Annotated in this window: 11 protein-coding genes; 7 read left to right on the plus strand and 4 right to left on the minus strand. The window is 59.5% G+C overall.

The features are described from left to right. From hslV to KP703_RS01450, 3 genes are read left to right on the plus strand one after another with little or no spacing between them, the layout of a single operon-like run. Positions 1-606 (plus strand): ATP-dependent protease subunit HslV, encoded by a 606-nt coding sequence (gene hslV / locus KP703_RS01440; protein ID WP_043552367.1) that lies wholly within the window; start codon positions 1-3, stop codon positions 604-606. After that, entirely contained in the window at positions 606-1,919 is a 1,314-nt protein-coding gene (hslU, locus tag KP703_RS01445) for an ATP-dependent protease ATPase subunit HslU (protein WP_215753586.1), read from the plus strand. The genes hslV and hslU overlap by 1 nt, the downstream gene beginning before the upstream one ends. After that, the gene (locus tag KP703_RS01450; protein WP_061492144.1) at positions 1,919-2,362 is read left to right on the plus strand and encodes a SufE family protein; all 444 of its coding nucleotides are present in this window, start codon (positions 1,919-1,921) and stop codon (positions 2,360-2,362) included. Before hslU ends, KP703_RS01450 begins: the two co-directional genes overlap by 1 nt. 214 nt (positions 2,363-2,576) lie before the next feature. Here the strand turns inward: KP703_RS01450 and KP703_RS01455 are convergent, their stop codons facing one another. The 4 genes from KP703_RS01455 to KP703_RS01470 all read right to left on the minus strand — a co-directional run bounded on the left by KP703_RS01455 (position 2,577) and on the right by KP703_RS01470 (position 8,604). After that, positions 2,577-4,901, minus strand: coding sequence for a molybdopterin cofactor-binding domain-containing protein (locus KP703_RS01455; protein WP_215753587.1), 2,325 nt, complete (start codon positions 4,899-4,901; stop codon positions 2,577-2,579). Beyond that, positions 4,894-5,367, minus strand: a complete 474-nt coding sequence (locus KP703_RS01460) for a (2Fe-2S)-binding protein (protein ID WP_062142092.1) — start codon at positions 5,365-5,367, stop codon at positions 4,894-4,896. Before KP703_RS01460 ends, KP703_RS01455 begins: the two co-directional genes overlap by 8 nt. A gap of 20 nt (positions 5,368-5,387) precedes the next feature. Next, the gene (locus KP703_RS01465; RefSeq protein ID WP_062142093.1) at positions 5,388-6,719 is read right to left on the minus strand and encodes a cytochrome c; all 1,332 of its coding nucleotides are present in this window, start codon (positions 6,717-6,719) and stop codon (positions 5,388-5,390) included. Positions 6,720-7,131: 412 nt separating this feature from the next. Continuing rightward, positions 7,132-8,604, minus strand: coding sequence for a mannitol dehydrogenase family protein (locus KP703_RS01470; RefSeq protein WP_215753588.1), 1,473 nt, complete (start codon positions 8,602-8,604; stop codon positions 7,132-7,134). 308 nt (positions 8,605-8,912) lie between these two features. Between KP703_RS01470 and rpmI the strand changes: the two genes are divergently transcribed. The 4 genes from rpmI (at position 8,913) to pheT (ending at position 13,170) form a co-directional block, all read left to right on the plus strand. After that, complete coding sequence (gene rpmI, locus KP703_RS01475; RefSeq protein ID WP_006557067.1) at positions 8,913-9,116, plus strand: 50S ribosomal protein L35; 204 nt, start codon at positions 8,913-8,915, stop codon at positions 9,114-9,116. Positions 9,117-9,130: 14 nt separating this feature from the next. After that, positions 9,131-9,490 (plus strand): 50S ribosomal protein L20, encoded by a 360-nt coding sequence (rplT, locus tag KP703_RS01480; protein ID WP_025825489.1) that lies wholly within the window; start codon positions 9,131-9,133, stop codon positions 9,488-9,490. A gap of 146 nt (positions 9,491-9,636) precedes the next feature. Continuing rightward, positions 9,637-10,707 (plus strand): phenylalanine--tRNA ligase subunit alpha, encoded by a 1,071-nt coding sequence (gene pheS, locus KP703_RS01485; protein WP_215753589.1) that lies wholly within the window; start codon positions 9,637-9,639, stop codon positions 10,705-10,707. A 3-nt stretch (positions 10,708-10,710) separates the two neighbouring features. Continuing rightward, on the plus strand, positions 10,711-13,170 hold the full coding sequence (pheT, locus tag KP703_RS01490) for a phenylalanine--tRNA ligase subunit beta (RefSeq protein WP_215753590.1): 2,460 nt from the start codon (positions 10,711-10,713) through the stop codon (positions 13,168-13,170). Position 13,171 lies beyond the last annotated feature (1 nt).

Consider the following 13,171-nt stretch of genomic DNA (forward strand, 5'->3'; position numbering starts at 1 on the left):
ATGCAAAGCTTTCAGACAGCCTCCTCCTCGCATGATCCCGTCGGATGGCACGGGACAACCATTCTCTGTGTTCGGCGCGGCCCGACTGTGGCCATGGCCGGGGACGGGCAGGTGACGCTCGGTCAGACCGTCATCAAGGGCAACGCCCGCAAGGTGCGGCGTATCGGGCCTTCTGGCTCCATTCTGGCCGGGTTTGCCGGGGCAACGGCGGATGCCTTCACCCTGCTGGAGCGGCTGGAAGGCAAGCTGGAACGCTACCCTAATCAGCTTGAACGTGCCTGTGTGGAACTGGCCAAGGACTGGCGGACAGACCGCTACCTGCGGCGGCTGGAAGCCATGATGGCTGTGGCGGATGCGGAGCATTCCTTTACGCTGACGGGGAATGGCGACGTGCTGGAACCGGAAGATGGCATTATCGCCATTGGCTCCGGCGGGAATTTTGCCCTCTCGGCAGCCCGTGCGCTGCTGACGGTCGAGGATCTGGACGCTGAGGAAATTGTACGTCGTTCCATGAAAATTGCCGGGGACATCTGCGTTTATACCAACCACTCTGTGCGGGTTGAAACGCTGACAGCTTCTCCTTCAACCGATAAGGCTTCTTCCTGATGGATGCACCGACATTTTCTCCGAGGGAAATTGTCTCGGAGCTTGATCGCTTTATTATCGGGCAGGCTGACGCCAAGCGTGCCGTTGCCATCGCGTTGCGCAACCGCTGGCGGCGCGCGCAGTTGCCAGAAGCGCTGCGTGAAGAAGTGGTGCCCAAGAATATCCTGATGATCGGCCCGACCGGGTGCGGTAAAACTGAGATTGCCCGCAGGCTGGCCAAACTGGCGCAGGCCCCGTTCCTGAAAGTGGAAGCCACCAAGTTTACGGAAGTGGGCTATGTGGGGCGCGATGTGGAAAGCATTGTGCGGGATCTGGTTGAAGCGTCCATCACCATGCTGCGGGAGGTCAAACGCAAAGACGTTGCTGCCCGCGCCGCGCAGGTTGCGGAAGACCGGCTGGTGGATGCGCTGGTCGGTGCGAGTGCGTCGGCTGAGACCAAGAACAAGTTCCGCAGCATGCTGCGGGATGGTCAGCTGGAAGATAAAGAGGTTGAGGTGGCTGTTGTGGAAGCAGCCCCCGCTGGTGGCGGTGAAATGCCGGGGATGATGCCCGGTCAGGTCATCAACTTCAGCGAGATGATGAAGAATTTCGTGAACAAGGCCCCTCAGCAGCGCCGCCTGAAAGTGGCAGCCGCGCGGGAGTATCTGGAGCGTGAAGAAGCCGACAAGATGCTGGATAATGAAGCCCTGACGCGGGAAGCCGTGGCGCATGCGCAGGAAAATGGCATTGTCTTTCTGGATGAGATCGACAAGGTCTGCGGGCGTGCGGCTGATGGCGGCGGGCGCAGTGGCGATGTCTCGCGTGAAGGTGTGCAGCGTGACCTGCTGCCGCTGATTGAAGGCACGACGGTTTCCACCAAATATGGTGCGGTGAAAACGGACCATATTCTGTTTATTGCGTCTGGTGCCTTTCATCTGGCCAAACCATCTGATCTGCTGCCGGAATTGCAGGGGCGTCTGCCGATCCGTGTTGAGCTTCAGCCGCTCTCCCGTGAGGATCTGCGTCGTATTCTGACGGACCCTGAGCATTCTTTGCTCAAGCAGTATATCGCGCTGCTCAGCACGGAAGATGTGACGCTGACCTTCTCGGATGGTGCAGTAGAAGCGCTGGCCGAACTGGCCGCCGATATCAACGAGCGCGTGGAAAATATTGGTGCCCGGCGTCTTGCCACGGTGCTGGAAAAGCTGCTGGAGGAAATCTCCTTCACAGCGTCTGACCGGAAAGGCGAGGTCATTCACGTCGAAGCCTCTCTGGTTCAGGACAAAGTTGCTCCTCTGGCCCGCAAGGGCGATCTCAGCCGGTTTATTCTGTAATGAACGCACCCTTTTTACTGCCCGAAGAAGAGACTGCCGCTGAGGCGATTGAGGCGATCCGCGACGAACTCGAAGTTTTTGATGACTGGATGGAACGCTACCAGTACATCATTGAAATGGGCCGCAAGCTGCCGCCATTCCCGCCGGAATGGTGCAATGACGAGCACCGGGTTCCGGGTTGCCAGAGCCAGGTGTGGCTGGAAGCACGGGAAGAGGGCGGCAAGCTCTACTTCGCCGGGTTGTCCGACGCCGCCATTGTCTGCGGTCTGGTCGCGTTGCTCTTGCGGGTTTATTCCGGCCGCACCTGTGAGGAAATCATGGCGACAGATCCGCACTTTCTGCGCGATCTTGGGCTGGTGCAGGCGCTTTCCACCAACCGTGGTAACGGGGTGGAAGCCATGGCGCGGGCGATCCGGTCTGCGGCAGCGTCTTTGAAAGTCTAAGACGGGATTTCTGGTTTTCGGATTTTTTTCTGGCTGATTGTGCCAGATAAATAGAAAGCCCTTCAGGCCCTGAACGGTCTGGAAGGCTTTTTTTATGGGCGCATCGTTGTCTTTCACAGGCGTCTTTTAAAGCGTTGCGCATAAAAAAACCGGCGGCTGAAAACAGCGCGCCGGTTTTTTGTAACCGTTTTATCCGTTCAGGAAAAAGCCTGCGTTAGGCTGACTTTTTCTCAGAAAGGCCTTTCAGAACATCTGCCGGGCGGATGGGCTGGTGGCGCAGGCGGACGCCTACGGCATTGAACACGCCATTGGCAATAGCCGCGCCAATAGTGGTCACACCCGGTTCACCAAGGCCCATGGGCTTTTCGGTGCTGTCCACAAATTCGATATCCATTTCCGGGATGTCGGTAATGCGGAGCGGGGTGTAGGTGTTCAGGTTGCGGTCCCGCACGTTGCCGTTTTCGATTTCGGTGTTCTCAAACAGCGCCATGCTCAGGCCCCACAGAGCACCACCTTCCGTCTGGGCCATAGCGCCATCGGGATCAACAATCGTGCCGGCATCCAGAACCAGCCAGATTTTCTGGCAGGTTACAGCGCCGGTTTTGCGGTCCACATGCACCTGCACAGCGCCTGCGGTCCAGGTCGGCATGGCGCGTTCCTGACCGAAGGTGGTGGCAATGCCAATGGCCGTGTCTTTCGGCAGCTGAACTTTGCCATAACCGCATTTTTCAACCAGACGCTTGAGCACGTTGGCCTGACGGGTGGCACCACCGACAGAGTCCGGTGCCTTACCTGCATTGCGGCCTTTGGCCGTCAGCAGGGAGAGGCGGAACTCAACCGGGTCATGCCCGAGTTCGTGGGCCAGTTCATCCAGAAACGCTTCATGCGCCCATGGCGTCCAGCCGGAACTCACGGAACGCAGCCAGCCCGGACGGAAGGTGGCGTCAGCCAGATCATTATCCAGCGCACGCACGCGCATCGGCCCAACGTCATACCAGTGGTCAGCACCAGCAATGGCGAACTGATCGTACGGTTTGCCGTCGGCACCCTTTTCCATGAAGGCCGCAGCCATCACGCCAGTCGGCCAGCCTGCGGAAGCATGGTGCTGCCAGCCTTTGAGGGCTTTCTGGTCATCCATAGCCACGCGCACCGTCTGGATGGACGGGGAGCGGAAGGAGTCAAACTGCATATCGTCAGAGCGGGTCAGGATCAGCTTGACCGGCTTGCCGCCGAGTTCCTTGGAAATCAGCGCGGCAGGAACAGCGTAATCCCCGTTCAGGCGTCGGCCAAAGCCACCGCCCAGCAGGTAGCTGCGCATAACAACGTCGGTCTCTTTAACCTGCAGCGCCTTGGCGATAACCGGCAGGAACAGAGACTGCCACTGGTTACCACAATGGATTTCCCACTTGCCGTCCTGCAGGCGCGCCAGAGCGTTCATGGGCTCAAGCTGATAATGCAGTACGGATGCACAGGTGTAGGTGCGTTCAAACACATGCTTGGCGGACGCGAAGGCTTCATCCACGCCGTCATCATTGAACACGCAGGAGCCGCCGGTTTTCTCGGCAATCTGCTTGCGACCGTGTTCGATAATGTCTTTTTCCGAGACATTGGCCGTCTTGCCCGGCGTCCAGGTGACCTTCAGCGCATCGGTTGCGCGGATGGCTGCCGGATAGCTGGAGGCCAGAACGGCAACCCAGCCGGGCACCGTGTCGGACGGGTCGTTCAGAACGATGTAGCGGATATAGCCTTTGATCTTTTTGGCTTCGCTATCATCAACCGAGACAACCTTCGAGCCATAGCGCGTGGGCGGCAGTTTGGGGCGCGCATACACCATGCCTTCCAGCTTGGCGTCGATCCCGTAAATGGCAGTGCCGTCGGTTTTGGACGGAATGTCCAGCGCCTTGACCTCTTTACCAATCAGGCGGCGTTCAGCTGCGGGCTTGAGCGGCAGCTTGGCCATCTCATCCGGGCTGAAGGAGCGCGTGGGGCGGGCATGGCTGACAATGTCCCCAAAGGAGACAGAGCGGTTGCCGGCAATCACGCGGCCATTGCGCGCAACGCAGTTAGCGGGGGAGGTGCCGAGCAGTTTGGCGCCTTCTTCCACCAGCACGGTGCGGGCTGCGGCGCCAGCCTGACGGAAGACATCCCATGTCATCCACACAGACCATGACCCACCGGTGACCATCAGGCCCCATTTGGGGTCTGTATCCACATAGGTGATGCGGACCTTATCCCAGTCGGCTTCCATTTCATCCGCGATAATACGGGCGAGGGCGGTGCCGATATGCTGGCCCATTTCTGCACGGATGATGTTGACGTTCACCACGCCGTCCGGGCCGACAGAACACCAGACAGTCGGTTCAAACGCGCCGTTGCCGGGCAGGCTGGCATTCTGCGGGTAGGTCTGCGCGGCAGAAGCCTCCCGCGCGAACCCGAACATGAACGCCGAGCCAAGGCCTGTCAGCAGCACACCACGGCGGGTCGGGCCACGCCCGGCCGCACGGTCCTGCCGGGCTGCAATGCGTTCCAGTTTACCCATTAGATTTCTCCTCACGCATGGCGGCAGCGGCTTTCTTGATAGCCTTGCGGATGCGGACATAGGTCATGCAGCGGCACAGGCTGCCGCCCATCACGCCGTCAATTTCCTCATCCGTCGGGTCCGGGTAGTCCTTCAGCAGGCTGACAGCCTGCATAATCTGGCCGGACTGACAGTAACCGCACTGCGGAACCTGAATGTCCCGCCATGCCTGCTGCACAGGGTGTTCACCCTCAGGGTGCAGCCCTTCAATCGTGGTGATCTCAGCGCCTTCTACAGAGCTGATCGGCGTGATGCAGGAGCGGGTAGCGCGGCCACCTACATGCACGGTGCAGGCACCGCACTGGCCAACACCACAGCCAAATTTTGTGCCTGTCTGGTCCAGCTCGTCACGCAGGGCCCAGAGCAGGGGGGTATCTTCTGGCACATCGACGGAAACGTCACGGCCATTGAGTTTGAACTTAATCATGAGTGGCTCCGTGTGCCGCCTTAGTGAGAAGAGTTAACGGGAGGGGTTTTAACGGTCTTGCGAATTTCCGCGGCTTTCTTCTCAAGGTCTGTCCAGGGCGGCAGCGTGGTGCGTGTGCGGCGCAGATAGGCAGCAATGCGGGCCATGTCTGCATCGGACAGAGCGTTATAGAAGCTGGGCATGGCAACACCGGACTGGCCTTCTTCAGCCGTCAGGCCGTGCAGCATGACCTGATAGAGGTTGGTCGGTTCATCCAGCCACAGCGCGTTGTTCAGAGCCAGATCCGGGCGGCCGAGGACAGGCATGGGGGCTGCATTGTAATGGCAGGCTCCACAGGCGCCCTGATACAGGCGTGCATCCGGGTCCAGCGTGTTCGGGCCGATCAGGTCCTTCTTGGACTGCTCCATGGCGCGGGCAAGGGCGGCTTTGTCATGACCCTGACGTTCCGCAGCGTGGTCCACGTCCGCATAGTAATGCGCAATGGCATGCACATCATATTCCGGCACCTGAGAGAGGAAGCGGTGCGGAACGGGAGACATTGGGCCGCCAGCCGGTCCGTGCAGCGGGGCTACGCCAAAGCGCAGATACTGGTACAGCTCGTCTTCCGTCCATGTGGTCGGGGTCGGGTTCTTGTCGTTCAGCGGCGGTGCAATCCACGCATCCACAACAGCGCCGTCATACATGGAGCCCTTCTTTTCAGCGCCCATCAGGTTACGCGGCGTATGGCATGCGCCACAGTGAGCGTTGCCTTCGGCCAGATACGCGCCACGGTTCCACAGCGCATCATGGCTGGGATCGGGCTTGTAGACGCCGGGAGTGAAGAACAGCAGCTTCCATGCAGCCTGACCAATGCGGAGGCTGAGCGGGAAGGGGAGTTCATTCGGGCGGCGCGTCATATGCACGGCAGGCCGTGTCATCAGATAGGCATAAAGATCAGAAATGTCCTGATCCGTCATTTTGGTGAAGTGATCGTACGGGAAAGCCGGGATCAGATGCACGCCCTTGCGGGACACGCCATAGTGCAGGGAGCGGCGCAGGGCCTCTTCCGACCATGCGCCAATGCCCATTTCCACATCGGGGGTAATGTTGGAGGAATAGATGGCCCCGAACGGGGTTTCCATCTTGTAGTCACCGGCAAGCTCAGGGCCGCCGCCGTTATCTGTGCGGGTATGGCACTCCGCGCAATAGCCTTCAGCCGCAACAATGCGCCCGCGCTCAATCTGCTCGGCAGAGAAGCTGCTGGCCGCAGGCCGCTCTATCGGGGCAATTGGCGGATACCATGCATAATACAGAAACCCGAGCCCACCCAGGACACCAGCCCCGACAGCTCCTGCTAAGAGACGTTTGATCACTCTACCCCCAATCCTGTGCATACGACAGCCAGCCGAAGCTGAAAGACTGAAAACATCCAGTCCCTCCTCTTCGGGAGGTCCGGGAACCTGCCGTCTGAAGGTCTGTTATTTAATAGTGGACAAAACTTATCTGGATTTGGCTTGCAAATAAACGCATAGGTTTCTGCGTGAAGCGGTGAAATCTGAATAAGATTTATTTGAAACACGAGAATGTTATGGAAATCAGCCAGTTTCTCTCTTGACTATATTTTCATGTATATGGACAGAGGCTCTTTTGCATGCAAGGCATGCGTCTGTCGCGTAATAAAAAGCCTGATTTCGTGGGTGTTCTTGCAGGTTTGCGCTGTGTCTTAAGTTACCAAAAGGGTTCTGCTCCCAAAAAAGCGAGCAGAACCCAGATGTTATAACAGATTTACAGGCCGAGTTGTTTAAGCGTCTGGCGTGCACCCTGTGTGCGGAGGCTGCTACGCAGTTTGGTGATATCCTCAACAAACGCCGGATACTGATCCAGATCCCAGCCGGAGAAGACCGGCATGGTCAGGCCAGCAGCCAGATCGTCTTTCAGCGCCAGTTCTCTCGCTGCATCAGGCAGGCCTGGCTCAGCAATTTTGTAGGTTTTGTGGCTTTCCGTCTCGCCGCGTAGATATTCCAGGAAGCAGGCGACACCAAAGGCAACGCGCCGATGGTCCTTGCCATCTTTCAGAATGCCCTTGACGGTGTCGGTCCAGAAAACCGGCAGCTTGGAGGCGCTGTCTGAGGCGATGCGCAGAAGCTGGTCACCCACCGCGGGATTGCGGAAGCGGTGCAGAACCTGACGCGCATACTCGCTCAGGGACACACCTTTCGGCGGCGTGATGAGCGGGCTGGCATCATTGGCCAGAAACTGCTCAAGCAGGGTGACAAGCCCGTCGTCCGCCATGGCGTGCGGCACGGTGTCGTAATCCATCAGCACGCCGGGTAGGGCGAGCATGGAGTGGGATGCGTTGAGCATGCGCAGTTTGACCTGCTCATACGGGCCGACGTCATCCGTAAATTCCACGCCAACGGTTTCCAGTTCCGGGCGACCTGCGCAGAATTTGTCCTCAATGACCCACTGGGTGAAGTCTTCCGCAAACAGCGGCATCTGGTCCGCGATGCCGCTCATGTCGTCCAGTCGGGTAATGTCGGCTTCGGAAACGGACGGGGTGATGCGGTCTACCATGGTGGAGGGGAAGGTCACGTTTTCTTTGATCCACGCGCCCAGAGCCGGGTCCCGTGCTTCTGCAAAGGAGCAAAAGGCCGTGCGGGCGACGGTGCCGTTATCGCGCAGATTGTCACACGTCATGACGGTGAAGGGGCCGACGCCACTATCACGCCGCAGGCGCAGGGCTTCCGTCACCAGCCCGAAAGCGGTTTCCGGCACGTCGCGCTTGAGGTCTTCGGCAATGGCGGGATCATCCAGCATGAACTTGCCGCTGGCATCCACATAATAGCCGCCTTCCGTAATGGTCAGGCTGACAATTTTAATGGCAGGGTCGGCCAGCCGTTTGATGGCGGCGGCGCGGTCCTTCGCTGCCTGCACATATTCGGTAATAGCGCCCAGAACGCGGATGGTGTGCGTGTTGTCGGGGGCAAATTCCGTCAGCGTATACAGGCCGTCCTGTTCCGCCATGATTGCGGCGCGGCGTGTTTCCCGCGCATTGTCACGCAGCCCGACGCCCACAATGGCCCAGTCTTGCTGGCCGGGGCGCGCCAATACCCGATCAACATACATCGCCTGATGCGCCCGGTGGAAGTTGCCAACGGCCAGATGGGCAATGCCCGGTGTGGTCTTCTGGCGGTCATAGGCGGGGGGGAGAACCTGCGGCGGAAGCTGTTTGAGGGTGGCATTGGAAAGGGCAATCATGAAATCGGCGTACCTCGTTCTGTTTTCAGACAGATCTGGTGCAGGCTAAAAATCTTTCAATCACAGCGCACTGGATGGCTGTGCTGCACAGGATGCGGTGCCCGGTTTGCGGGCGGGAAAGGCCTGACCATGGGAGACTATACCATGGTTGCGCAGAAAAATCCCGGTGAGATGCCGCTTGAAACTCTCAGCACTTTCCGTTATGTCAGCGCCTTCGTTACACGCGTCCGGGCTTGTGGGGCATGCCCGGCCGTGTTTTGCCGCTCTGGCAACAGAGGGGCGCGGTTCGAGCTTTCAGGAGTAAAGAAATGCCCAAGATGAAGACCAAGTCGTCGGTCAAAAAGCGGTTCAAAATCACCGCAACCGGCAAGGTGCTCTCAGGTCCGTGCGGTAAACGTCACGGCATGATCAAGCGTCCGCAGAAAATGAAGCGCACCAACCGTGGCGCACAGGTGATGACACCGCAGGACGGTCGTACCGTCAAGCAGTGGGCACCCTACGGGCTGGTTTGAGGAGCATCTGAGATATGGCACGTGTAAAACGCGGTGTAACAACCCACGCTCGTCACAAAAAAGTCCTGGACATGTCCAAGGGCTTCCGTGGCCGGTCTTCTACAAACTATCGCATTGCTCTGGAACGGCTTGAAAAGTCTCTCCAGTATGCATACCGCGATCGCCGGAACAAGAAGCGCGAATTCCGCGCTCTGTGGATCCAGCGTATCAATGCTGCTGTGCGTGAGCACGGCCTGACCTACAGCCGTTTCATCAACGGTCTGGACAAGGCTGGCATTGAAATCGACCGTAAAGTTCTGGCCGCCATCGCTTTTGATGACGCCGCAACGTTTGCGGAAATCGTGAAGAAAGCTCAGGCCGCTCTGGCTGCCTGAGGCTTCTGGCCGATTTGTCCTGAAAAAGGCCGTCCGCAAGGGCGGCCTTTTTTGTTCCGGCGCCTGTTTTTCTGGCTAAGGGGTTTTCTCTGCGCGGCTGAGCGGCTATCCGCCTCCTAGCATTTTCCCCTCTCGTGTGAGGTTTCATGAGCGACGATCTTGAGATTCTCCGGCAGGACGTCCTGTCGGAACTGGCCGGTGCGGCCGATATGCGGGCATGGGATGCCGTGCGTGTTGGTACACTGGGTAAATCAGGCCGCCTGACGGCGTTGCTCAAGGCACTGGGGAAAATGGCCCCGGACGAGCGCAAGGCGCGTGGCGTGGCGCTGAACCGCCTGCGCGATGACCTGACGCGGGCCATTGAGGACCGTGGGCGTGAGCTGGAAGCCGCTGCGCTGGAAGCTCGTCTGGTTGCCGAGCGTGTAGATGTCAGCCTGCCGCCGCCAGCAACGGCACAGGGGTCTATTCACCCCATCAGCCGCGCTGTGGAAGAAATGACCGCCATTTTCGGGGCCATGGGCTTCAGTGTGGCGGAAGGGCCGGATATCGAGACGGACTGGCATAACTTCTCCGCCCTGAACACGCCGGACCATCACCCGGCCCGGACTGACCATGATACGTTCTATCTGCCGCCCGTGCCTGGGCTGGATGTTGCGCGCGTGCTGCGTACCCAGACCTCTGGTGTGCAGATACGCACCATGCTCAGCCAGAAGCCGCCGATCCGCGTGATCTGCCCCGGTCGGACCTATCGTGCGGACCATGACGCGACCCATTCCCCCATGTTCCATCAGTGCGAAGGTCTGGTGGTCGGGCAGGGCATTACGCTGGGGCACCTCAAGGGCTGCCTGATTGAGTTTCTGCGGGTGTTTTTTGACAAGCCGGATCTGCCAGTGCGTTTCCGCTCCTCCTACTTCCCGTTTACCGAGCCCTCCATGGAGGTCGATATCGGCTGGTCTCGCCGCACGGGTGAGATTGGTGACGGGGAAGACTGGCTGGAAGTGCTGGGCTCCGGCATGATTCATGCCCGCGTGCTGGCCAACTGTGGTCTGGACCCGCGTGAATGGCAGGGCTTTGCCTTCGGGATGGGCGTTGAACGCCTGACCATGCTGAAGAACGGCATTCCGGATCTGCGTTCGTTCTATGAGAGTGATATTCGCTGGCTGCGTCATTACGGGTCTGACCCGCTTGCGCCCGCACTGCTGCACGAAGGGGTGTAAGACATGAAATTTACGCTTTCATGGCTGTATGACCATCTTGAAACCTCAGCCACGGTTGAGGAAATCTGCGCCAGGCTGAACCAGATTGGCCTTGAGGTTGAAGGGGTGGAAAACCCCGGTGCGGCGCTGGAACCGTTCCTGACCGCCCGTATTCTGGAAGCCACCCAGCACCCGAATGCCGACCGTCTGCAGGTCTGCCGTGTGGATGCCGGGCCGGGCATGAATGATGTGCAGGTTGTGTGCGGTGCGCCGAACGCGCGCGCCGGTCTGGCGGTCATTTTTGCAAAGCCGGGCACATATGTGCCGGGGCTGGATATTACCATCAAGGCGGGCAAGATCCGTGGTGAAGCCAGCGGCGGTATGCTGTGTTCTCTGCGTGAGCTGGGCATGGGTGAAGATACTGGCGGCATTGCGGAACTGCCGGAGGATACGCTCCCCGGTCAGTCCTATGCCGATTTTGCCGGTCTGGACGATGTGGTGATTGAAATTGCCATTACCCCCAACCGGGGGGATGCGCTGAGCGTGCGTGGGATTGCGCGTGATCTTGCTGCTGCTGGTCTGGGCACGCTGCGTCCGTGGATGGCCGAGGCTGTTGAAGGAACGTTTGAGTCCCCCATCACGTGGGAAAATTCCTATCCGGAAGCCTGCCCGTGGGTGCTGGGGCGCACCATTCGTGGTGTGAAAAATGGTCCTAGCCCGGAATGGCTGCGCCGCAAGCTGGAAACCATTGGTCTGCGGTCCATTTCCACGCTGGTGGATATTACCAATTACTTCTGTTTTGATCTTGGCCGCCCGCTGCATGTCTTTGATGTTAAAAAACTTTCAGGAAGCCGTCTGACACTGTGTCATGGGGCCGGAGAGACCTTCAAAGCGCTGGACGGGCAGGACTATACGGTCACGCCGGATGACTGCGTGATTACCGATGCCAACGGTGTGCAGTCCGTTGCAGGCATTATGGGCGGGGACGCCTCCGGTGCGGATGAGGCCACGACAGACGTGTTCGTGGAATGTGCGCTGTTTGACCCGGTGCATATTGCTCTGAGCTGCCGCCGTCTGGGACTGTCTTCTGATTCCAGCTATCGCTTTGAGCGCGGTGTAGATCCGGCTCTGCCTGTGGCGGCTATGGAAGCCGCAACCCGCATGATTATTGAGCTGTGCGGCGGTAAGGCCAGTGAGGTTGTCTCTGCTGGTGAGCAGCCCAAATGGCAGCGGGACGCCACGCTGCGGTTTAATCGTGTGCGGGATCTGGGTGGGCTGGATGTGCCTGCCGAGGAAAGTGTCGCCCTGCTCGAAAAGCTGGGCTTTGAGGTTCAGGAAAAGACCGACACCCACGTTCGGGCCAGCGTGCCCTCCTGGCGCAATGATATTGCCCAGAAGCCGGTTCTGGCTCAGGGCCGTGATCTGCCAGCTGATCAGGCCGCTCGCGCTGCCGAAGGTGTGGAGCTGATTGAAGCCGAGAGCGATCTGGTGGAAGAAGTGCTGCGCCTGAAGGGGCTGGACGCTGTGCCGCCGGTGCCGCTGCCGTCTGTCAGCGTAGTGCCGGCTGTTGCTCTCACACCGCGTCAGGTGCGGGCTGCGCGGGCTCGTCGGGTTCTGGCTGCGCGTGGACTGGTGGAAACGGTTGGGTTCTCCTTTGTCTCGCATGAAGATGCGCTGCGCTTTGGTGGTGCGCCGGACACCCTGCGTCTGCTGAACCCCATTGCGTCTGATCTGGACCAGATGCGCCCCACGCCCATGGTCAACCTGGTTGCGGCCAGCCAGCGCAATGCCGCGCGGGGCTGGGCGGATATCGGCCTGTTTGAAATCGGGGCCGGGTTCTCGGAAGACGGGCAGCAGCAGATTGCCGCGGGTCTCCGTGCTGGCCACACGCCGCGCTATCCGGGGCAGGTCAGCACGGCTGTGTCTCTGTGGACCGCCAAGGCGGATGCGCTGGAACTGCTCACGCAGCTGGGTGTCTCGGTTGAAGGCTTGAGTGCGACGCCGGATGCGCCGTCCTGGTATCATCCGGGCCGGTCTGGCGTGTTGCGTCAGGGTCCGAAAATGGTGCTGGGCTACTTTGGTGAGCTGCATCCGTCTCTGTTGCAGGCGGAAGGCATTGATGTGCCGGTGGTGGGTTTTGAAATCCTGCTGGATGCCGTGCCAGAGCCGAAGCGCCGCCGGAAGGCCGCGCCGAAACTCTCAGCCTTCCAGCCAGTGCGGCGTGACTTTGCCTTTGTGGTGGCGCGCGACGTGCCGGGTGAAAAACTGCTGAAAGCCGTGAAGGGTGCGGACCGCAACCTTGTGTCCGATGTCAGCCTGTTTGACCTCTATGAAGGTGAGCATGTGCCGGAAGGCCACCGTTCCATGGGGGTGGAAGTCACCTTGCAGCCCGTGGACAAAAGCCTGACGGATGCGGAACTGGAAGCTGTTTCCGAGCGTATTGTGGCAGCCGTCGCCAAAGCAACAGGGGCAACCCTGCGCTAAG

This window comes from Acetobacter sp. P5B1 (assembly GCF_018811985.1).
Taxonomy (GTDB): domain Bacteria; phylum Pseudomonadota; class Alphaproteobacteria; order Acetobacterales; family Acetobacteraceae; genus Acetobacter; species Acetobacter cerevisiae.

Coding starts and splice junctions, on each gene's coding strand:
- hslV (WP_043552367.1), top strand. CDS start 1: ATGCAAAGCTTTCAGACAGCCTCCTCCTCGCATGATCCCGTCGGATGG.
- hslU (WP_215753586.1), top strand. CDS start 606: ATGGATGCACCGACATTTTCTCCGAGGGAAATTGTCTCGGAGCTTGAT.
- KP703_RS01450 (WP_061492144.1), top strand. CDS start 1,919: ATGAACGCACCCTTTTTACTGCCCGAAGAAGAGACTGCCGCTGAGGCG.
- KP703_RS01455 (WP_215753587.1), bottom strand. CDS start 4,901: ATGGGTAAACTGGAACGCATTGCAGCCCGGCAGGACCGTGCGGCCGGG.
- KP703_RS01460 (WP_062142092.1), bottom strand. CDS start 5,367: ATGATTAAGTTCAAACTCAATGGCCGTGACGTTTCCGTCGATGTGCCA.
- KP703_RS01470 (WP_215753588.1), bottom strand. CDS start 8,604: ATGATTGCCCTTTCCAATGCCACCCTCAAACAGCTTCCGCCGCAGGTT.
- rpmI (WP_006557067.1), top strand. CDS start 8,913: ATGCCCAAGATGAAGACCAAGTCGTCGGTCAAAAAGCGGTTCAAAATC.
- rplT (WP_025825489.1), top strand. CDS start 9,131: ATGGCACGTGTAAAACGCGGTGTAACAACCCACGCTCGTCACAAAAAA.
- pheS (WP_215753589.1), top strand. CDS start 9,637: ATGAGCGACGATCTTGAGATTCTCCGGCAGGACGTCCTGTCGGAACTG.
- pheT (WP_215753590.1), top strand. CDS start 10,711: ATGAAATTTACGCTTTCATGGCTGTATGACCATCTTGAAACCTCAGCC.